This window comes from Pedobacter frigidisoli, assembly GCF_004331675.1.
Classification (GTDB): domain Bacteria; phylum Bacteroidota; class Bacteroidia; order Sphingobacteriales; family Sphingobacteriaceae; genus Pedobacter; species Pedobacter frigidisoli.
Map to the genome: position 1 here is coordinate 45,350 of NZ_SJSN01000013.1, position 22,915 is coordinate 68,264.

General features: G+C 37.8%; 15 protein-coding genes. 7 read left to right on the forward strand and 8 right to left on the reverse strand.

The genetic code is table 11. From position 1 onward, the window contains the following. Positions 1-134: 134 nt before the first annotated feature. Genes EZ449_RS16075 through EZ449_RS16090 form a run of 4 tightly spaced genes read right to left on the reverse strand, consistent with a single transcriptional unit; the run spans position 135 to position 3,623 of the window. Entirely contained in the window at positions 135-629 is a 495-nt protein-coding gene (locus EZ449_RS16075; RefSeq protein WP_165499792.1) for a 2'-5' RNA ligase family protein, read from the reverse strand. A gap of 33 nt (positions 630-662) precedes the next feature. Beyond that, positions 663-1,148, reverse strand: a complete 486-nt coding sequence (locus EZ449_RS16080) for a DUF4385 domain-containing protein (RefSeq protein ID WP_205943024.1) — start codon at positions 1,146-1,148, stop codon at positions 663-665. 12 nt (positions 1,149-1,160) lie between these two features. After that, the gene (locus tag EZ449_RS16085) at positions 1,161-2,708 is read right to left on the reverse strand and encodes a cryptochrome/photolyase family protein (RefSeq protein WP_131560688.1); all 1,548 of its coding nucleotides are present in this window, start codon (positions 2,706-2,708) and stop codon (positions 1,161-1,163) included. Between the two features lie 18 nt (positions 2,709-2,726). Further along, positions 2,727-3,623: a LysR family transcriptional regulator gene (locus tag EZ449_RS16090; RefSeq protein WP_131560690.1), complete on the reverse strand. Its 897-nt coding sequence runs from the start codon at positions 3,621-3,623 to the stop codon at positions 2,727-2,729. 76 nt (positions 3,624-3,699) lie between these two features. Between EZ449_RS16090 and hutH the strand changes: the two genes are divergently transcribed. From hutH to EZ449_RS16115, 5 genes are all read left to right on the forward strand, one after another. Then, the gene (gene hutH / locus EZ449_RS16095) at positions 3,700-5,259 is read left to right on the forward strand and encodes a histidine ammonia-lyase (RefSeq protein ID WP_131560692.1); all 1,560 of its coding nucleotides are present in this window, start codon (positions 3,700-3,702) and stop codon (positions 5,257-5,259) included. 12 nt (positions 5,260-5,271) lie between these two features. Beyond that, entirely contained in the window at positions 5,272-7,278 is a 2,007-nt protein-coding gene (locus EZ449_RS16100) for a urocanate hydratase (protein ID WP_131560694.1), read from the forward strand. Between the two features lie 414 nt (positions 7,279-7,692). Further along, positions 7,693-8,736 carry an NAD(P)-dependent alcohol dehydrogenase gene (locus EZ449_RS16105; protein WP_131560696.1) on the forward strand — a complete coding sequence of 348 codons (1,044 nt, stop codon included), beginning with the start codon at positions 7,693-7,695 and terminating at the stop codon, positions 8,734-8,736. A gap of 203 nt (positions 8,737-8,939) precedes the next feature. After that, positions 8,940-10,268 (forward strand): rhamnogalacturonan acetylesterase, encoded by a 1,329-nt coding sequence (locus EZ449_RS16110; RefSeq protein ID WP_131560698.1) that lies wholly within the window; start codon positions 8,940-8,942, stop codon positions 10,266-10,268. Positions 10,269-10,274: 6 nt separating this feature from the next. Then, positions 10,275-12,620, forward strand: coding sequence for a glycoside hydrolase family 127 protein (locus tag EZ449_RS16115; protein WP_131560700.1), 2,346 nt, complete (start codon positions 10,275-10,277; stop codon positions 12,618-12,620). Positions 12,621-12,816: 196 nt separating this feature from the next. Here the strand turns inward: EZ449_RS16115 and EZ449_RS16120 are convergent, their stop codons facing one another. The 4 genes from EZ449_RS16120 to EZ449_RS16135 are packed head-to-tail and all read right to left on the reverse strand — an operon-like array spanning position 12,817 to position 18,421. Further along, entirely contained in the window at positions 12,817-13,779 is a 963-nt protein-coding gene (locus tag EZ449_RS16120; RefSeq protein ID WP_131560702.1) for a glycoside hydrolase family 43 protein, read from the reverse strand. Continuing rightward, positions 13,779-14,849, reverse strand: a complete 1,071-nt coding sequence (locus EZ449_RS16125; protein WP_225872343.1) for a glycoside hydrolase family 43 protein — start codon at positions 14,847-14,849, stop codon at positions 13,779-13,781. The genes EZ449_RS16120 and EZ449_RS16125 overlap by 1 nt, the downstream gene beginning before the upstream one ends. Positions 14,850-14,855: 6 nt before the next feature. Beyond that, complete coding sequence (locus EZ449_RS16130) at positions 14,856-16,397, reverse strand: alpha-N-arabinofuranosidase (protein WP_131560704.1); 1,542 nt, start codon at positions 16,395-16,397, stop codon at positions 14,856-14,858. A 23-nt stretch (positions 16,398-16,420) separates the two neighbouring features. Further along, on the reverse strand, positions 16,421-18,421 hold the full coding sequence (locus EZ449_RS16135) for an alpha-L-arabinofuranosidase C-terminal domain-containing protein (RefSeq protein WP_131560706.1): 2,001 nt from the start codon (positions 18,419-18,421) through the stop codon (positions 16,421-16,423). 310 nt (positions 18,422-18,731) lie between these two features. Here EZ449_RS16135 and EZ449_RS16140 point away from each other — a divergent pair, with 310 nt between their 5' ends. Both EZ449_RS16140 and EZ449_RS16145 read left to right on the forward strand, forming a co-directional pair. Then, positions 18,732-20,183, forward strand: coding sequence for a glycoside hydrolase family 28 protein (locus EZ449_RS16140; RefSeq protein WP_225872344.1), 1,452 nt, complete (start codon positions 18,732-18,734; stop codon positions 20,181-20,183). Between the two features lie 304 nt (positions 20,184-20,487). Then, positions 20,488-22,908: an MG2 domain-containing protein gene (locus EZ449_RS16145; RefSeq protein WP_131560710.1), complete on the forward strand. Its 2,421-nt coding sequence runs from the start codon at positions 20,488-20,490 to the stop codon at positions 22,906-22,908. Positions 22,909-22,915 lie beyond the last annotated feature (7 nt).

A 22,915-nucleotide genomic window follows, 5' to 3' on the forward strand; every position in this document is an offset into this window, starting at 1 on the left:
GATTTTTATGAACGATATCTGATAGATTATTAACGTTATTTTGGTAATGAAGCCCTTTTGTACTGAAGTATTAGTTATAAATTTTTTGTCAAATTCGCAACAGATAAATTGGCTTTCAAGGTATAACTATAAAATCATATCAAAGATATTGTTTGCTCATGGCGCCAAGGGCCGCCCAAATAAGTCCAGAGATGTAAATTGATAGACTTAACGAAAAATGGAACAAAATTTTCTTGTAGTTTATGAAAGAGTAAATTGGCTTCCGGTGGACTAACCTTATTTTGTATGGTAATGTGCGGACGAAAAGTTTGGAGGTCCTGGGGAATTAAGATAGCTTTAAATTGGATTTTTAAATCGTTATGAAGTTGTTGTAATTCCTTACTGTTTACACTATATGCAACACCACCTCCAAGTTTTATCAGCTTACTTATCTCCATATCAAAACTTGGAAATCGAAAATTTGATATAAAGTTAATCGTATCAATACTATTGGGCAATTGATGGAAAAGCGTTAGGTGCGCAGCTAAAAAATTTCTTTCCACTGGGAAATAAAGATTTCGTTGTGCATTGAAGAAATCCTCGCTTTGAGCATCTAGCCCAAGTGTTAAGATTAACGGTTCATTTTGCATCTCTTTAAACATCATTTTAATGATTAAACATATTTAACCCTTTTCTATTTTCCACTGCTTTTTCATATTCGAATATTCTTCATTAGCTTCTGCTGTTTTCCAATGTTGATAGAAGACTTGTGCTGCTTCAGCTTTTTCAGGGTCGCCTGTTCCTCGTTCCAATAGGTTATAATTTTTGGCCGAATCATATTTTTTTCCACCCTTGTAATTTGCATACCTCCGAGAACGCGTATAACCCATCTGTAAGTATTTGCGAGCCATATCTGCGCCAACAAAATCACCCTGTTTTAAATAAATTAAAAACTGATCGTAAATCTTTTGCGCACTTACCTCGGCAATAGATTTGGTTTTAAACCGCCAATTAATCCCAATTTCAGCTTTGTAGGGTTGACAAATTAAAACGCCCTGCTCGCCCTTACCAACGCAGTATAACTCAGGATTTTTCCTGTAATCAATATCTGGCTTCCAAGCGTAAGCAGGTTTATCGAAGTTTAAATAGGAGGGTAATTCGCTCATCATTATTAATTTATATCACAACTTATCCAAATTTTCAAGATAATAGTTGGCACGTTGCAAAACGGAAGCCTTAAGCGCCGGCGCCATCTTATCCCAAGTTCTATAAACCATAGAAAGCCGATGATTGTGTTGAAGTTTTGCTCTTTGTTGATCATGAAAATTCCAGTATAGGCTATTAAATGGACATGAATTTTCACCAATCTTATCATTACGATCGTACTTACAACTATCACAATAATTACTCATTTTATGAATGTAGTTGGCTGAAGCAGTATATGGTTTCGAACCTGTAATTCCTCCATCAGCATATTGACTCATGCCTCTTGTATTGGTAATTTCGACCCATTGAATAGCATCAATATAAATACCTAGATACCAAAAATCTACATCATCGGGATTTATGCCAGCAAGCAGTGCAAAATTGCCGGTAATCATAAGTCTTTGGATGTGGTGAGCGTATGCAAAGCGTAACGATTGTGATATGGATTGCTTAAGGCAGTTCATATTTGTATTACCTGTCCAATACCAATCTGGAAGTTTTTTTACATGATTAAAATAGTTAAGTTGCTCAAAATTAGGCATATGCATCCAGTAGATGCCACGCATGTATTCTCGCCATCCTAGTATTTGCCTTACAAAACCTTCCAATTGATTAAGCGCTACTGATTTTTTATGTTCTTCCCAATATGCCAATACAGTATTTACTACCTCCATTGGCGAGAGCATTTTGGTATTCATACTAAATGAAAGCCGAGAGTGGTAAAGCGACCATTCATCTGTGTGCATTGCATCTTGGAAAGTGCCAAATAAGGGCAAGCAGTTTTCGCAAAAATAGTGCAAGAGCTTTAGTGATTGTTCCCTATTTATGGGCCATTGAAAATAGTGGGGAACAATACTCCCAATCGTTTTGGTTTCTGCGGCGACCAAGCGATCAAACTGCGCTTTCACATCATTATCAAATAAGAGTGGAGGATTTGGTTTATGGTTTTTTGGAAGTTTCTTACGATTCTCAATATCGAAATTCCATTTATCTCCCTCAGGGTCGGTACCATTATTGATTAAAATATGGTGTTTTAATCTCATTGCCCGATAAAAGCTTTCCATTACCAACTCCTTTTTGCCCGAAAAAAAATCGGCTAGTTCTTCTCTTTTGGTGTAAAAGTGTTCGCTATCAAAACAATGCCAATTAATGTTAAGTTGGCTGCACAAGTTATTCAGCTCTTGATCTAATCTGTATTCGTCGGGTAATTGATATTGGAATTCCTCTATGCCAAAAGCCTCAATCAAATCTTTTATGTTTTCCGAAATGTTTTGCTTATTACTTGGGTTATTAAGATGTAGATAAAGGGTTTCGAATCCTTGGCTAATGATTGTTTTTGCAAAACTTTCCATTGCTGCAAAGAAAGCACAGGCCTTTTGAATATGATGCCATACATAGTCAGTTTCCGTTTTCACTTCCATCATAATGTGGAGCGTCGATGGATCAGCAGCTAAAAACCAACTATGCTGCAGGTTAAGCTGGTCGCCAAGAACTAACCTTAGTGTTTTATATTTTTTTTTCATGGATTACTAACAATAAAATTAATTCTGCAAATCTTGAGTAACAAAATCCACGGCATGACTTAAAGAAAGATTCCTACTATCTTCTTTCCAAACCATAAAAAGCTCTGTTTGTTGTTTAATATGATCAAGTGCTACAAACTTTACTTTCAAATCGTAACCATATTGCAGAGAAGTAGGTAATATCGCAATGCCCATTCCTTCTTCTATCAATTTAAAAATAGTTAATGCGTTAATAGATCGATGGAAAACCGTTGGACGAAAACCATGATCTTCGCAAATACTCATAACTAAATCGAAATAATGTGGACTATCCTCGCTGGAAAAAAAGATAAAAGGCTGATCCTTTAGTTTGGCAATCTCCTTAAAATTTGCCTTGTTTAAAGGATGATTTATAGGAAGAACAATTGAAAAAGTATCTCGATGAATGAGGTGGTTCGCAATTCCGGCGGGGAACGTTTTAACGCGAACAAAGCCAAGATCAAGCTGGCGGGTTTGTAATAATGCCAACTGAAGTTTATTGGGCATCTCTTCCAGAATAGTTCGTATTCCAGGAAACTTTCTGTTCAATCCAGCAACAAAATCTGGGATCACTTTTTGTGCCGCCGAACCCAAAAAACCTACCCTAAGTTCGCTAAGTTTCCCTTGGTTAATATCAATAACCTGCCTTTTAATATTTTCCAGATTGCTAAATATCAATTCAACTTCTCCTAATAGAAATGCCCCAGCAGCCGTTAATTCGACTTTTTTTTTATTCCTGTCAAACAAACTGGCGCCGAATATTTCTTCCATTTGCTTAATCTGTCTGCTAAGTCCGGGCTGCGAAATAAAAAGCTTTTCTGATGCTTTGCGAAAGTTGAGCGTTTCGCCCAAAACCTGAAAATATTTGAGGTGCCTTAGTTCTATTTGATAACTCATGGTTATTAGTTGATGATGGAAATGGTATTTATAGGTATCAAAGGTAACAGTTAAATTTACTTAATTATTTAAGCAAATGAATAGAGCAAATATTTTTCGATACGGGATAGATTTTTTAACGATTAAGGATGCAATTGCCATTAGCCGTGGCGAAATTAAGGCGGTTTTTGATGATGAATCTCGAGAGCGAGTTAGAGAAAGCAGTGCGATTGTAGAAAAGATTGCGCAAGGAAGCAAGGCCGTTTATGGCATAAATACAGGTTTTGGTCCGCTTTGTACCTCGATGATTTCTCCAGCTGATACTCGTAAACTTCAATCGAATATTCTTAAAAGTCATGCTGTTGGTTTGGGAGAACCTATCAATTTAGAAATTTCCAAACTCATGTTAATCCTGAAAATCCATGCGCTGGCAAAAGGCTTTTCTGGTATTCAAGAAACAACGTTAGATAGAATGATTTGGCATTTGGAAAATGATGCCATTCCCATTATTCCTAAACAAGGCTCAGTTGGTGCTTCTGGCGATTTGGCACCACTTTCCCATCTGTTCTTACCGCTAATTGGTTTAGGAAAAGTAAGTTATAATGGTCAAGTGATAGAAAGTGCCAATCTATTGAAAGCTCACCAACTTGAAGCCATCAAATTAAATGCAAAAGAGGGTTTGGCACTCATCAACGGAACGCAGTTTATGGCGGCTCACGGAGTAAAAGCTGTGGAGAGAATGGGAGATTTATTGGATCATGCAGATTTGATTGCTGCGATGATGATCGAGGGTTTGAAAGGTTCTGAAAAGCCTTTTGATGAACGACTACACCAACTGAGGCCTTTTCCAGGCAATATCGAAGTCGCATCCAATATCCGATCATTTTTAAAAGATTCTGAAATTGTGCAGTCGCATTTGGATTGTGCTAAGGTACAAGATCCTTATTCATTACGCTGTGTTCCGCAAGTTCATGGTGCTTCGCGTAATGCATACAAACACCTCAAGGAAGCCATAGAAATAGAAATCAATTCCGTTACCGATAATCCTGTAATCTTCAATGATTCTACCGCGATAAGTGGCGGCAATTTCCATGGGCAACCCATCGCTTTACCTTTCGATTATGCCTGTTTGGCCATGTCGGAGATTGGAAACATCAGTGATCGTAGAGTTTACTTATCGCTTGAAGGAAATACCGATGGCGTACCGAAATTGTTGATGCGTGAGACGGGGATTAACTCTGGATTTATGATTGTACAATATACCTCTGCGGCACTTGCAAGCGAGAATAAAGGACTCTGCTTTCCATCAAGCGCTGATAGTATTCCCACCTCACTCGGACAAGAAGATCATGTGAGTATGGGCTCAATCGGTGTAAGAAAATTACATCAGGTAATGGACAATACCGAACGAATTTTAGCAATCGAACTCTTTTGTGCAGCGCAAGCTATGGATTATCACGCTCCACTGAAATCGGGCAAGATCATTTCTGCCGTTCATGAGCACATTCGTTCCAAAATACCACATTTAGAGGAAGACCAGCTCATGTATCAATTGATGGAAGAAGTTGTTGATATGTTGCAATCTCGAACGCTGCTAAACATTGCAAGAAAAGCTGGTTCAGCTATTGGTATTACTTTCCCATCTACTTCTTTTTAGTCATCGACACACATGAATTTTAAACAGCAAATTTTGCAAGGAATACCAGCTGTATTGCCTGCTAAATATATTGATAATAAGGAGATTCCGCATGCGCCAATCAGGACAAACGGGCTGAATGTGGAAGAAAAAAAGTTAAGTGTAATCAATGCTTTACGATATTTTCCAAGCGAGTGGCACCATGAACTATCCATCGAATTTTTAGAAGAATTGGAAATGTTTGGGAAGATTTATATGCTGAGATTCATTCCTGAGTACGAAATGTATGCTCGCCCATTCCAAGAATATCCATTCGAAAGTAAACATGCGGCCTGTATTATGCTGATGATTCAAAATAACTTGGATCATAAAATTGCCCAATTTCCGCATGAGTTAATTACTTATGGAGGAAATGGTAGCGTATTCCAAAATTGGGCACAATACCTCATTACCATGCAATATTTGGCAACAATGATAGATGCTCAAACCCTTAACATTTATAGCGGCCATCCACAGGGTTTATTTCCATCAAATTCTTGGGCGCCAAGGGTGGTGATTACCAATGGAATGATGGTGCCGAATTACTCCAGTAAAAAGGATTTGGAAAAATTTTCTGCACTTGGCGTAACGCAGTATGGCCAAATGACGGCAGGTTCGTACATGTACATCGGTCCGCAGGGAATTGTTCATGGTACCACAATTACGTTGATGAATGCGTTTAGAAATAAGCTTTCTGTTGGTGAAAATCCCAATGGGAAAATTTTTCTTACTGCAGGTTTGGGCGGAATGAGCGGTGCGCAACCGAAAGCCGGAAATATTGCTGGCTGCATCACCATTTGTGCAGAAGTTAATCCGCAGGCTGCCAGAAAAAGGTTTGAGCAGGGTTGGGTAGATGAACTTATCGAAACCATGCCCATTTTGATAGAAAGGATTAAAAAAGCCCAATCTAACAAAGAAATAGTTTCTTTGGCATTTATTGGCAACGTAGTTGATGTTTGGGAGAAATTCTATGAGGAAGAAATTTTTGTTACCATTGGATCAGACCAAACTTCGTTGCATAATCCATTTTCTGGCGGATATTACCCTGCTGCACTTAGCTTTGAAAATTCAAATAAAATGATGTCCGAAGATCCTGAAAAGTTTAAAAAATATGTAGAGGAATCGCTTGTTCGGCAAGTTGCTGCCATAAATAAGCACTGCGAGAAAGGCACTTACTTTTTCGATTATGGCAATGCTTTCTTGCTCGAATCGGGCAGGGCAGGAGCAGACGTATTTAATCATTCTGGCAATGGTTTTAAGTATGCTTCATACGTTGAGGATATTCTTGGTCCGATGTGTTTCGACTATGGCTTTGGACCTTTTAGATGGGTTTGTACTTCGGGAAAGGAAGAAGATCTTCAGCTCACCGACCAATTGGCTTTAGAAGTAATGAAAGAAATCATCATTGATGCACCTCAAGAAATCCAGCAGCAGTTGCAAGATAATATTAACTGGATTGAGCAAGCAAAATCGCACAATTTAGTGGTGGGTTCTCAAGCCAGAATTCTATACGCCGATGCCGAGGGAAGATCAAAAATTGCAGTTCGATTTAACGAAGCTATCCAAGCTAGCAAAATTTCTGCACCAATTGTTCTCGGTCGAGATCATCATGATGTGAGCGGTACCGATTCACCTTTTCGGGAAACCAGCAATATTTACGATGGTAGCCGTTACACCGCAGATATGGCCATTCAAAATGTGATTGGCGATAGTTTTAGGGGCGCTTCTTGGGTAAGCATTCACAACGGCGGCGGCGTTGGTTGGGGAGAAGTAATAAACGGAGGCTTCGGATTGGTATTGGATGGAACTGAAACTGCAACGCTAAAAGCGAGAGAAATGCTTTTCTTCGATGTAAATAATGGCATCGCCAGAAGAAGTTGGGCCAGGAATAAAGAAGCAGTCTTCGCCATAAAACAAGAAATGGAGCGAACAAAAACGCTTAAGATTACACTTCCTAATTTTGTGGAGGATGAAATTATGGATAACCTTTTTAATAAATAACGTGAGTTTTGGATCTTTTCAATATGCATTATGTATTTACACCCAGCAAAGCCAAAGCACAAAATCTTCGTTCTACTTAATCCCGGCCTAACAAATTTTTCGGATTGCACAGTCCGAGCCTTATTACTGGCTTCCAAAGAAAAATTTTCAGCCGGCATTTTTTGTTTCTTTTTGATGTCAAAAAGAAAAAAGCCCGTCCGGCCAGGACAAAAAAATACCTTTTTAAGAAAATAGACAATGATTTTCAAACTAATATCAATATGCTACGTCCAAAACTCACGTTAAAAAGCACTCGAGCGTTTGATTTAGGCTGAGTTGTTTGAATTACGTAATCAATTCTTTGAAATGTGTAATATTTCGTTAACAATTGGCGATTATCTTTGTTGAGCTATAGTAAATAAAAATTCATAAAAAATGATTGCAACAAAAGGATATGCAGCACAAAGTGCTGAAACAGATTTGGCACCTTGGAATTTTGAGCGCCGTGAAGTTGGACCTCACGATGTTCAATTTGAGATACTTTTCTGTGGTGTTTGTCACTCAGATCTTCACCAAATTAAAAACGATTGGTTTCCTGGTATTTTTCCAATGGTTCCAGGTCACGAAATTGTTGGTCGCGTAGTTAAAGTTGGCGACCATGTTAAAAATTTCAAGGTTGGAGATTTAGCTGGAACAGGCTGTATGGTAGATTCTTGCCAGGTTTGCGAAAACTGTAAACAAGATTTAGAACAGTATTGCTTGGAGGGAAATACACAAACTTACAATGGATTAGAGCGTGATGGAAAAACACCAACTTACGGTGGGTATTCTGATAGCATTGTGGTGAGAGAAGAATTTGTATTGAAAGTTTCTGATAAATTGGATCTTGCAGCGGTTGCACCATTGCTTTGTGCAGGCATTACCACTTACTCTCCTTTACGCCATTGGAAAGTAGGAAAAGGTCATAAATTAGCGGTTTTAGGTTTAGGTGGATTAGGTCACATGGCAGTTAAATTTGGTGTTGCTTTCGGTGCTGAAGTTACTGTGTTAAGTACTTCACCTAAAAAAGAAGAAGATGCAAAAAAACTAGGTGCTCACCATTTCGTGGTAACTACCGATCCAGCTCAAATAAAAGCAGCAAGAGGAACCTTCGATTTCATTTTAGATACGGTTTCTGCAGAGCATGATTTTAATATGTATCTTTCACTGTTGAGAACAAATGGAACGCACATCTGTGTGGGTGTTCCACCTAAACCAGCAGAAATTGCTGCTTTCAGTTTATTGGGAGGCAGAAAAAGCCTAGCTGGTTCGGGTATTGGTGGTATTAAGGAAACTCAAGAAATGCTTGATTTCTGTGCCGAAAATAACATCGTTTCAGATATCGAAATGATCGATATGAAAGACATCCATAACGCTTACAGCAGAATGGAAAAAGGCGATGTGCGCTATAGATTCGTAATCGACATGGCTACTTTATAAGCTAAATTATTTAAATATGCTAAATGCCTCAAGAAGTATTATCTTCTTGGGACATTGCTTTTTAAAAGCTTTTCACACTTCAGCAAAGTAAAAAATTTTGAAATCTTTTTCTATATTCGTAGATAATCGTTAATACAACGTTTAACTAACCAAATTTGATCACCTCACTAAATATTTTGATTATTTAGTTGGAAACAAAAACTATGAATAGCAAGAAAATATTAGGCGTTGGTGCTTTATTGCTTTTGATGGGCAACGCATTGTTTGCCCAAGAAAAAATCAGTTATAAATTCGATTTCGGAACAGGAAAAATAGCCAAAGATTACATTCAAATTCTTCCCAGTACAGTTTTTGCAACTAACAATAAGTATGGTTTTGATTTCGATTCAAAAGTTGAAGGTGCTGATTATGGTCGCAAAAATCCCTTAACGTCTGATTTAATAAAAAGCGACAAGCCTTTTTATTTCTCCATCGCTCTTCCCGAAGGGAATTATAAAATTACGGCAACTTTTGGCGATTTAAAAGCACCAGCACTTACAACAGTTAAGGCAGAATCTCGCCGACTGATGCTCGAAAATATTAAAACTAAGGCTGGTGAGTTTGTAGCTAAAACTTTCATTGTTAATGTTAAAAATAAAAATATTGCCGGTGGACAAGTAGTTGGCCTAAAACCTCGCGAACTTACCAAGTTGGATTGGGATGATAAGTTGACGCTTGAATTTGATCATCAAACCGCCTTATCTTCCTTGGAAATTACAAAGGTTGAAGATCAAATCACTGTCTTTTTAGCTGGAAATTCGACTGTTGTTAATCAAGACGATGAGCCTTGGGCTTCGTGGGGACAAATGATCCCTCGTTTTTTTAAGCCTGGCGTTGCCATTGCTAACCATGCAGAATCTGGCTTAACTTTAGGTTCATTCTTAGGTAGCAAGCGCTTGGCTAAGGTTTTAAGCATAATGAAGACTGGCGATTACCTTTTTATAGAATTTGGACACAACGATCAGAAAGATAAAGGCCCAAATGATGGTGCTTATAAATCCTACACAGAGCGTTTAAAAACATTTATTACTGAAGTAAAGAAAAAGGGTGGAATTCCAGTTGTGGTTACTTCAACCAGCAGAAGATCTTTTGGTGCGGATGGCAAAATACAAAACTCCTTAGGCGATTTTCCAGAGGCGGCCAGAAAAGTTGCAGCGGCAGAAAATGTGGCTTTAATCGATCTCAATGCAATGACAGCCCAACTATTTAATGCGATGGGTGAGGAGAATTCGAAGAAAGCATTTGTTCATTATCCTGCTAACAGTTATCCCGGTCAGGATAAACCCTTAGCTGATAACACGCATTTTAATCCTTACGGCGCTTACGAAATTGCGCAATGTATTATCCTCGGAATAAAAGAGCAAAAGTTGGGAATTGCTAAATATTTGGTTAGCGATTTACCAAAATTTGATCCCTCGAGACCCGATGATCCAAATAACTGGAAATGGCCCGAAAGTCCGAAAAGTAGTTTAATTAAACCCGATGGAAATTAATCTGCGATGAAGAAAATTTTCTCTTTCTTGTTCATCTATACATTTTCGTTAAATGCTATTGCACAGCATAAACTTCAAGCGTTTAAATTAGCGGATGTTCGCCTGTTAGAAAGTCCTTTTCTAAAAGCAGAGCAAACCGACAAAAGCTATATGCTTTCGCTAAATCCAGATCGGCTTTTGGCGCCATATTTAAAGGAATCTGGCCTTACACCCAAAGCATTGTCTTATGGAAATTGGGAAAATACAGGTTTAGATGGGCATATTGGTGGTCATTATGTTTCTGCACTTTCGTTAATGTATGCTTCCACCGGAGATTTAAAAGTTAAGGAGCGGTTGGATTACATGATCAATGAACTCGAAAAATGCCAAATCAAAAATCAGGATGGCTATTTATCGGGCGTGCCGGGAGGAAAGGAAATTTGGAAACAAATTAAGGCTGGGAACATCAAATCATCTAGCTTTTCGCTTAACGGAAAGTGGGTTCCACTTTATAATATTCATAAAATTTATGCTGGCCTTTACGATGCCTATGCTGTAGCAGGAAACGTAAAGGCTAAACAAATGCTGATTAAATTAACAGATTGGTGTATTGATTTAGTTTCAAGCTTGTCTGATCAACAAATTCAAGAGCTACTCAAAAGCGAGCATGGAGGCTTGAATGAGATTTTTGCGGATGTTTACTCCATCACAGGTGATCAAAAATACTTAAAACTAGCGAGACAGTTTTCAGATCAATCTATTCTTCGACCGCTACTTAATAAAAAAGATGCGCTCAATGGTTTACATGCCAATACGCAAATTCCGAAAGTTATTGGTTTTGAGCAAATTGCTTTAGCAGATAAAGATACTGCCTGGGCTGCGGCTGCAGATTTTTTTTGGAAAACAGTGGTGCAACATCGAACAGTTGCCATAGGAGGAAATAGTGTGCGAGAACATTTCCATCCCTCAAACGATTTTTCATCAATGCTCGAATCTCGCGAGGGACCAGAAACTTGCAATTCCTATAACATGCTCAAGCTCACGAAACAGTTGTTTCTTGCAGCTCCATCAACAACATATCTTGATTATTACGAACGAACACTTTACAATCATATTTTATCTTCTCAGCGTCCTCAAGGTGGATTTGTTTATTTTACCCCAATGCGACCTGGTCATTATCGTACTTATTCAACACCGCAAGAAAGTTTTTGGTGTTGTGTTGGCTCAGGTCTTGAAAATCATGGTAAATATGGTGAACTAATTTACGCCCATACTGATCGAGATTTGTATGTGAATCTATTTATCCCATCGCAATTAAATTGGAAAGAGAAAGGAATTGCTCTTACTCAAGAAACCTCCTTTCCAAATACAGATTACTCGACTTTAAAACTGAAATTGACTGGTAAAAAGAAGTTTGCATTAAATCTCCGTCATCCATCGTGGGTTGAAAAAGGTAAAATGGTTGTGCTAGTAAATGGTAAACAAAGTCCCGCAAAAGATTTAGGAAACGGCTATGTGAGCATTGATCGTGTTTGGTTAACAGGCGATGTAGTTAAAATTACCTTGCCTATGCATACCACAACAGAGTTTATGCCCGATGGTTCTGATTGGGTAGCTTTTTTGCACGGACCTATAGTTTTGGCTGCAGAATTGGATACACTTGGAGAACCAAATTTAACTGCTGATGGAAGTAGAATGGGGCACATTGCATCTGGTGCTTTGTTTCCAATGAGCGAAGCACCCTTGGTTTCAGGGAACAAAAAAGAATTGGCTGATAAACTTACAGCGAGTAAAACTTCTGCCTTAAGCTTTACAGCTGAAAATGCAATCTATCAACCGAAATACAGGAACTTAAAATTGGTTCCATTTTATAGCTTGGCAGAGAAACGGTACATTGTTTACTTTCCGTATTCCTCATTAGAAAATCTTCCAGAACGTGCTAAAGCGATCAAAATTGCTGAGGAGGTGAAAATGAAATTGGAAGAACAAACTGTTGATTTAGTGAACACTGGCGAACAACAACCCGAATCTGATCATAATTTTAAAGGCGAAAAAACGGAGAATGGGCTTTTCCAAGATCGTCATTTCAGGAATGGTACTGGCTGGTTTAGTTATACCTTGAAGAATAAAGATTTAAAAGGAACTAAAGTCAGCCTAACTTTTTACGGAAAAGAAAAGAATAGGAATTTTTCTCTGTTTGTGAACAACACCTTGGTTGAACAAGTGAAATTGGATGGGAGCAAGGGAAACACATTTTACACCCAAGATTTTGTGATTCCAGTTGCCTTGCGAAGCATTAACTTGGAACTAAAACTAGCTGCAGGTGAAGATTCTGCAATTGCGAATGTTTACGAAGTGCGGTTGGTGAAGTAGGGATTTGCAAGTTGGTGATTTTAGATGGTTGGTGAGCCACCAACCATGGAAATAGTTCAGTATGACGTTGAGGCTTGGCATATGCCCTGGCTGGTGACACACCCGCCAGCTGGAATTATGTGAAATGGTTGGTGAGTCTTTACCACTGGCTGGTGACACACCAGCCAGATGGAATTATGTGAAATGGTTACCATAACTATTTAACTTTCTTCACACCCTCGGTCGTCATTACAATCCTTTTAATCGTTCCATCGCTATTGTAGTTTAAATAATCAATGCAAACCGATCTATGGAAACTTCCGCCATGGGTATTAATTGCGCCATTGTGATAGATAAAATAAGATTTCCCTTTAAAGTCGATAATAGCCTGATGATTCGTATTAGAGTTGCCTGCAATTTCGTTCAAAATGCCTTTATATTCCCAAGGGCCATTCACATTTTTACTCATTGCATAAACGATCTTCTCTGGAAATCCTGATGCATAGGATAAATAATACCAGTTTTTACGCTTGTGAATCCAGGGTGCCTCGGTAAATTCAGGCAAATCAACTTTTTGAATCGGTCCATCTAATTCGATCATATTCTTTTTTAATTTAGCGTAATAACATTTCTGATTTCCCCAAAATAAATAAGCCTGTCCATCATCGTCAATAATCACCGTTGGATCGATATCATCCCAACTAATTTTTACCTCCGTAGTCATATCATTGGTGATCAAAGCTTTTCCAATTGCATCTTTAAAAGGTCCCCGAGGATTATCAGCTACAGCTACACCAATTGATTTTCCATGTATGGTACCATGAGAAATGGCCACGTACCAGTAAAATTTTCCATCACGCTCAATTACCTGCGATGCCCAAGCATCATCTTTTGCCCAAGTAAAGTTCTTTGTATTTAATGGTGATTTATGTTCTTTCCAATTCACCATATCGGCAGATGAATAACACAACCAATCATGCATTTCGTATCGATCGCCCTTTGGAGAAACATCATGACCAGTATATAAATAAACCGAATCGCCATACACATAAGCTGCGGGATCAGCCGTAAACTTATCGGTAATTATGGGGTTTCCTTTCGATATAATGATTTTTTCTTGTGCTTGTACTACTACAACGGCCACTGAAAAACCGAATAGCACTGATAATATTTTCTTCATTATTGAGCTAATAATTTTTTTAATTCCTTTTGAGTGATGTTTAAAATTGTTCCGTGTCTTAATCCTTTTGGTAAGGAAATTTTATCAGATATATCAGTCCAGTTTTTTAAATCTGATGATAAAATGGCACCGTATTTATGGTCGCGGTATTTATCAAAATAAACCATCCAATTGCTACCCATTTTTAAGGTTGTTGGTCCCTCAGCCCAATAATTTCCTGTAATCGGTTCGCTAGCTTTTGAATAAGGACCAACCATTTGATCCGCATAAGCAATCTTAATGTTTTTGTGCACAGGCTCACGGGTTTCATCTTTTAAAAACATGATGAATTTTCCATTATCTTTTACAATCGTGGCATCAATTACATTAAAGCCTGGTTCGTAAAGCAGTTTGGTTTCAGAATAAGTTTTAAAATCTTTAGTGGTAACATAGTAAATCCGATGGTTGTAGCCATCTTCCATTGCAGATGCGGTTTCTGTAAACTTCCCTGTAATCGTACTTGCCCAATAAATCATATAGATTTTTGTTTTGCTATCATAGGTAATTTCTGGTGCCCAGGTATTTCTTGTACCGTCTTCTTTCGCCATTACGGGTAAAAATTGTTGCTCACTCCAAGTAATTAAATCTTTAGAACTGGCATAGCCGATGCCTTTATCTTTCCAGCTCACGGTCCAAACCATGTGAAATAATCCATCAGCGCCACGAATAATGCAAGGATCTCTCATCAATTTATCCTTACTTACTGTTGGTTTTAAAAATGAGGAATCGTTCTTAAGCGCTGTCCATCGGTAAGCATCTTTGCTGTAAGCCAAATGCAAGCCATCTTGTCCGTTATTTTTGAAATAAGCAAAGAGATAGACGTCCTTTTTTGATTGGCCCATCACACTAAAAGTGGCGAAAAGCAATACGATTGTGAAATAGATCAGTTTCTTCATTATTCTATAACTAAAACAAATCCACCATGTGGTTAGCGCCTTATCTGGACTGCTAATTTCATATTTTTTTTGAGCATGAACGGTTTGCAAAACAGCGTTCAATAAAAATGAACAGGTGGTGATTTTATATTTCATGCCTATTTATTTTAATTCGAGAACGACAACCGATTGAGCTGGAAGTTCAACCTTTAAATTATTTCCTGATTTTTTAGCGCCAGAGAAGTTAGCATTATGAACCTTATTCGCATCCGTAAAAGTATTTACATCAGTCAGTTTTGCTGAGGTTAAAATTTGACCCGTAACCGTTTTCCACTTCAACTCACCCAAATCGGTATTTAAGGAAATTTTATTTTTAGGATCAAGATTGACCAATGAAATGTGTACAGCTCCTGTAGCATCTTGCGATGCAGAAACATTCAGGGCTGCAATTTTCTTGTCGCCCAAGGTATAATCTGGACTCGTAAAATTGATTGGCAAATATTTCGCATCCATGTGAACTTTGTACAAATCGAAAACATGATAGGTAGGCGTGAGGATCATTTTATCTTTTTCAGTTAAAATCAATGCCTGTAAAACGTTAATAGTTTGTGCCAAATTTGCCATTCTAACACGGTCAGAGTGGTTATTGAAAATATTTAATGTTGTTCCGGCAATTAGTGCATCGCGTAAACTATTTTGTTGATACAAAAATCCAGGATTGGTTCCGGGTTCTACATCCGTCCAAATTCCCCATTCATCAACAATTAAAGCCACTTTCTTTTTAGGATCGTACTTATCCATAATGGCCGAATGTTTGGTTACAATTTCCTCCATGCGCAAACAATTTTTCATGGTAGTAAAATACTGTTCCTCATCAAATTTGGTAGCAGAACCTTTGGCATTCCATTTCCCAGTTGGGATAGTATAGTAATGCAAGGTTAATCCCCACATTCTGCCTGCACCAATGTTTTTCATGCAGGTTTCAGTCCAATTATAATCATCAGAATTTGCGCCACTGGCAATTCTTTTTAATGGTGCCCCCGGATAATCTCTGGCATAAGTAGCGTATCTTCTATATAAATCGCTGTAATAACTTGCTGTCATGTTGCCGCCGCAACCCCAACTTTCGTTCCCAACGCCCCAAAAAGAAACTTTCCAAGGTTTTTCCATACCGTTTTGCTTGCGTATTGCCGTCATCGGACTTACGCCGTCGAAGTTTAAATATTCTACCCATTTGGCCATTTCTTCAACCGTTCCGCTACCCACATTTCCTGCTATATATGGTTCGCAATCGAGCATTTTGCAAAGATCCAAAAATTCGTGTGTACCAAAACTATTGTCTTCGGTTACACCACCCCAATTGGTATTTACCATTTTCGGACGTTGATTTCTTGGTCCGATACCATCTCTCCAATGGTATTCATCAGCAAAACAACCACCTGGCCAGCGCAAATTTGGGACTTTAATTTTTTTTAGTGCCTCAACCACATCTAATCTAATTCTGCCTTTGTTGGGGATAGTAGAGTTTTCATCAACCCAAAAACCGTCATAAATACAACGACCTAAATGCTCAGAGAAATGACCATAAATATGCTTGCTAACGATTTGGTCTCCTGCAGGTTTGATACTCAACAAAGTTTCCGTTTGTGCATTTGCAAAAATGATACTGCAAAGCAAGGAGATGGAAAGAATTAATTTTTTCATTGTATAGTTTGGTTCGTTTTTGCTTAATTAAAAGGGATTTTGATTACATTAAATGAGTATGGTTTTAAGCTAGTATTCAGTTTTTTACCTTTTAAGCTTATCGATGAAACTTTCGGACTCACCGCCCCAGGATTATCGAAAGAGTTTAATTGATTAAGGTTTGAATTTGCCAATTCTTCCACAGTTCCTTTAGTTTTTAACTTGGTTTTTCCATCCAATTCAAAATCGATATTTTGGCTTTTATCAGTGTTATTAGCGATTTTTATAATCAATTCTTTTTTAGTTTTATCTAGTACCGAAGAGGCGTAAAGTCCATCCTGTCCGATAATATTTTTATCATCTAGGGTGATGGATACCACATCCGTTCCCTTGTTGGTAGAAAAGAGTTTCTGAACGTAATAATCTGGAGTGCCATAAGATTGTAGGTTATCAACCCATATCATGTCTGGTGCCCATTGCCAAGCATCAATATGCGCAAAAAGCGGCGCATAAGATGCCATTTGAACTACATCTGCATTGCGTTCTAAGCCTGTCATTAAAGAAGCCGAAGCCAGTGCACTTTGCCAATTGTTACGATTGCTTCCAAGAACCTTGCTATCTGCATGTACGGCATATTCGCCAACAAAAACCTTGGTGTCATTTCTTGGATAATTATCGTAGCGACCAGCATTTTTCAAGAACCAATCTGCTGGGCGATAATAATGTTCATCAATAAAATCGGCCTTATTTTCACGTAGTGATGTATTTAATAAGTTAAAACGATCTCCCTCTGGATCTGTTCCAGAACTATTGATCAATTTAAAATCTGGATACTTTGCCTTAATGGCTTTAGTGAAAATGGCCAAACGCTCCAAATATTGCGGTCCCCAATTTTCATTTCCAACACCCATCATCTTTAAATTAAATGGTTTTGGATGACCAAGCTCTGCTCTTTTTTTGCCCCATTTTGTGTTGACATCGCCATTAGCAAATTCAATCAGATCGAGCGCATCTTGTACATAAGGATCAAGCTCATCAAGCGCAACAACTTCTCCAGTGTTAAACTGACAAGCCATACCGCAATTTAAGATTGGTAAGGCATCAGAACCAATATCCTCTGCCAATTGAAAGTATTCAAAAAATCCTAAACCAAAACTTTGGTAATAATCTGGAGCAGGACGATGGGCAAATTCCGTATTCCAGCGATTAATGAGCATTTTTCTATCCTCGATAGGTCCAATGGTGTTTTTCCATTGATAACGATTGGCCAAATCAGTCCCCTCCACAATACATCCGCCCGGGAAACGAATAAAACCAGGTTTCATATCAGCCAAAAGCTGAACCATATCTGCTCTTAATCCTTGCTTACGGCCTTTCCAGGTATTGCCAGGAAATAAGGAAATCATATCTAAATCTATCTTTCCTTTTCCCTCGAAAGTAATGGAGAATTTTGCCTTTGGATCAGTTTCAGTAGCCACAAAACTAGCCGTTTGTTTATTCCAATCGCTACCATTATTTTCTGGATTAAGACTTCCCTCGCCAATTACTTTGTTAGTAGCGCTTAAAAGTTGTAAGTGTAATTTTATTCCAGGGTTCAGCTGACGATACATGAGAGAAAAATCATAACGAAGACCTTTCTTTACACCGATACCTTTAAATCCCTCATTGGTAATACCGAAAATGCCATTTTCATTATTGATTTGTAGGTAACGAGGATTTGCGGTATTAATTTCCTTGCGGTTAACCACCAATATTTCACCCTCATTGGCTTTCTTGCGTTGGATGCTCCAGCCCATTAAAGGCTTAGCGAATTCGAAAGATCGGTTTTTAATCAACTCTGCATAAATTCCACCATCAGCCCCAAAATTTATATCCTCGAAAAAGACGCCCCACATATTAGGTTGAACCTTTGCAATCGGATTATCCAATTTAATTTTAATGATTTTAGCCGATTGCGCTTTTAAGGATATTGGAACTGCAACAACACTTAGCGAAGAAGCAATGCATGCGTATAACACGCTTTTTAATGGTGCGTTTAATTTCATTAAGTTAATATTTGGTCGATTCTAATTGTAAAAGTAAAATATTTAAGATAATAAACGTTAATTGTACGATTATTTTTTTCGAAATAGAAAAATCTACAATATTATCATGTATCAGAAATCCATTCATACGGTTAAAAGCTTGCAGGTTTGGTTTATCAATGAATATTTGATGATTATCAATACAGTAATCCTAATCGTTTTTATACTTTACTATAGCATATTAACATTAAAAAAACAGGATACTACAGGATGCCGATTGATGATTTAGTTGCTAAGTTAGCATGCTGGCAGATATTAAAATAAAACTATTATGGCCACTAATAACCAAATATTATCCGCAAAAATGAAAGTTTTTAAAATCAGTTTTTTCTTCGCCACTTTATTTTTTAATTTTATTGCATTTGCGCAGCCTAAAACACCAGATTGGGTGAGTAAGGTGGGCAATAGAAATACGAAATACAAAAACACAGCGTTTTCGGTTAAAAAATACGGTGCCATTGGCGATGCCAAAACTTTAAACACAAAATCCATTCAAAAAGCAATTGATGATTGTGCCGCAAAGGGTGGTGGCATTGTTTCATTCGAGCCTGGGAAATACTTAACAGGGTCGCTATTTATAAAAAAAGGTGTTAACCTAAATATTGGTGCTGGTGTAGAAATATTGGGCAGTCAGCATATTAAGGATTATCCAGAAATTGATACCAGAGTTGCGGGTATCGAAATGAAATGGCCAGCGGCTTTAATCAACATTATCAAACAAAGTGGTACAACGATCTCGGGTGGCGGATTAATCAACGCTCAAGGCAAAGTGTTTTGGGATTACTATTGGAATCTTCGTAAAGAATATGAGCCTAAAGGTTTACGGTGGATTGTAGATTACGATGCCAAAAGACCGCGTACGATCTTAATTGCCGAATCTTCTGACATCATTTTAAAAGAGGTGAATATTCAACAGGCTGGTTTTTGGACGGTGCAAGTGCTTTATTCTTCGTATGTAACCGTTGATAAAATTACCATTAGAAATAATGTGGATGGACACGGACCAAGTACGGATGGTATCGATATCGATTCATCAACTTGGGTATTGGTTCAAAACTGTGATATCGATTGTAACGACGATAACTTTTGCTTAAAGGCTGGTCGTGATTGGGATGGTTTACGCGTAAATAAACCAACTGAATATGTGGTAATCAGAAATAGCATCGCCAGAAAAGGTGCGGGGCTTTTAACATTGGGCAGCGAAACTTCGGGAGGAATTCGCCACGTTTGGGCGACTGATTTAACAGGTTACGATACTGGAAATGCACTAAATATTAAATCGGCAACCATAAGAGGTGGAACTGTTGAAGATGTTTATTTTAACAACATCACCATGCATGGAGTTGGAAATGTGCTGCAGGTAAATCCAAATTGGAATCCATCTTACAGCTATTCGACTTTGCCTGCTGGTTATAGTTTAGATTCGATTCCAGTGCATTGGAAAAAAATGTTAACCCATGTTGAGCCTAAGGAAAAAGGAATTCCAAAAATTCAGAATATCAATCTTTATAACGTTAAGGCAACTGGTGCTAAAAAAGCGATCAACGCAATTGGTTTACCAGAATCCACGCTGAAAAATTTCACATTATCAAAAATTACAATAGAGGGAACAACTGCTGGAACAATAGACTTTTGTGCCGATTGGAAATTCTACAATGTTAGCATAAAAACTACAGATGGGAGCGAGGTAAAAGTGACAAACTCAACAGCGATTAAGCTTTAGCTTTGGTAACTTTTGTGTTGATGTTTTGAAATAACGTTATTCTAACGCTTGTAATGCTTTACTGTAGCATGTTAACATGGGAAAAGCAGGATACCACAGGACGGAGGTTAAAAATTTACGCTATAAATTGAGCCGTTGATCAATCTTTTTCCCAAAAGTGAAGTCATACTAACCAATTAAATTATATGAGATTCCTTGTCATTCGATCAATTTTTGGTGATGATCCGCATATTTACTACGACATAATTGTCGAGAAAAATTGGACTTTTAAGAGCAAGTCAATTAAAACAAAAAATTGAAAGCCATGAAGATTTATAAACTATATTTTTTTGTTCTTTTAGCGGGTGTATCATCATACTGTTTCGCTCAACAAAAATCTGCAGCTCAAACTGCCGATCCTAAAACCATTAAGTTGTTTTTCGAAAAGGCTTACTTACAAACGGATAGAACTTATTACAGTGCTGGTGAGGATATTTGGTTTAGTGCTTATCTTGTAAATGCGAAAAGTACGAGCTTAACGTCTTCGAGCAGCAATTTATATGTAGAATTGATTTCTCCCAAATCAGATATTCTCGATAAAAAGATAATTCGTTTGGATAATGGCTTGGGTAAGGGCGATTTTAAAGTACCTGATTCCATCCCATCGGGCTGGTACAACATTCGGGCATACACCAATTGGATGCGCAATTTCGGGAACGACTTTGTATTTCAAAAAAGCATTTACCTTACTAATCATTTAAAGGAAAATGCCAGTTATGCTACCCGAAACGCAGATAAAAAACCTTTAGGAACAGCACAATCAAGCAACAAGAAATCAATTGTATTTTTCCCCGAGGGCGGATCTTTGGTTGAGGGATTAAATAGCCTTGTCGCTTTTAAAGTGAGTGATGATTTGGGCAATGGATTAAAAGCCTTGGGAAGTGTAATTTCATCAAAAGGCGATACAATTACGACATTTCAAAGTACAGATGCCGGAATGGGAATTTTTGCCTTTGCGCCAAAAGCAAACGAATTTTGTAAAGTTGTGGGTTTATTTGGCAAGGAAAAGTTTTCTACTGAGCTGCCTCAAATCTTAAAAAAAGGTTTATCCTTACACATCAGCAACGATTCATTGAATATTAAAGCCGCAATAAGTGCAAACGAATCATTGTTTAATGAAATCAAAGGAAAGTCCTTATCCATCATCATCAAACATGCTGGAGACAATATTTATACTGGAACCGTTCAACTAACGAAACCTATAATTTCGGTTTCTATCCCTACAAAAGATTTCCCTCAAGGCATTTCGATAGTTACTTTAATTGATGATGCCGGCAGGCCGAACTGCGAAAGACTGGTTTTCATCAACGGAGAAAGCAAGAATAAATTTACCATAACTCCCAATAAATCTGCATACAAGCCCCGCGAAAAGGTAGTTTTAAATGTTAAGGCTACTGATGTTTTAGGACAGCCAGCTAAAACATCATTGTCATTGGCTGCGGTAGATGGTTTGATTCCAGATGATGGGGCAAATATTGTTTCTTATCTGCTGCTCCAATCAGAAATTAAAGGTGAAATTAAAAATCCAGATCAGTATTTCGATGTCAACAATCCATCACGATTGAAGCAGCTTGACTTACTTTTATTAACCCAAGGCTGGCGAAATTATTTATGGAAAAAAGTTGCAGATAGCGCTATCACTGTAAGTTATTTGCCAGAACCAGGCTTAACCATTAAAGGCTCGGTCCGCGAAAAACTGGGGAATAAGCCTTTGCCAAACATGCACATTACGCTTTTTGGTTCAGGATTTAGTGGCGATAAATTATTTGCGACCAAAACCGATCAAAACGGGCAATACTTTCTTGATGGCCTGAAATGGTATGGAAATCAACCAATTAAAATTTCATCACAAGATGATAAAGGAAAAAAAGGGGGTTGGCTGCAAATAGACTCAGTACCCAAACCAATTTCCATTCAATTTAAAAACGGACTGCAAAATTTTGCAAAGACTATTGATGCTGAAATCAGCAAAAGAATGGACTATAACCGTACTTACAAATTTGGCGATTCAATTAGTCTCAACGATGTAGAAATTAATGCAGCCAAAAACAAAAAGATAACACTTTTCGACGAAACCATGATGACTTTTGGCTATCCGGAACAGGTTTTCAATATTACTTCAGCCGATTATTCTTTTAAGGGATTGGAGCATTTTTTACTCACAAAAGTAAACGGCGCCTATCTCGTTGAAGATACAGATACGGTTGGAGCAGAAGGAATTACATTTCTATCAAACGGTGCTAAAATCCGTCCTCGTTTTAAAATTAACAATAGAGAAGAACTCGTTGGAGAGCGATTAGATTATTACAGCTTGATGATGGATCAGATCAATCAGGTTAAAGTTCAGCATTTGGTAAATAATAGTGGTAGCGATGTTTACTTAATTAGCCTAAATTTAAAGGATAGCGCCTTACAAGGATCAAATCTTCATTTGCTAAATGTAAACCTAAATGGATATTACACCGCTAGGGATTTCTATTCGCCAAACTATAGCAATCCCGCAAATGCCAATAAAGATTTACGTACCACAATTTTTTGGTCGCCATCGATTAAAACCAACGACAAAGGTGAGGCCACAGTAGTTTTTTACAATGGTGATAATAAAGGAAACGTATTGATTAAGAGCGATGGAATTACTGTAAAAGGAAATGCAATATCAACAAAAACGAGCTATAAAGTTCAATAAATAGGAA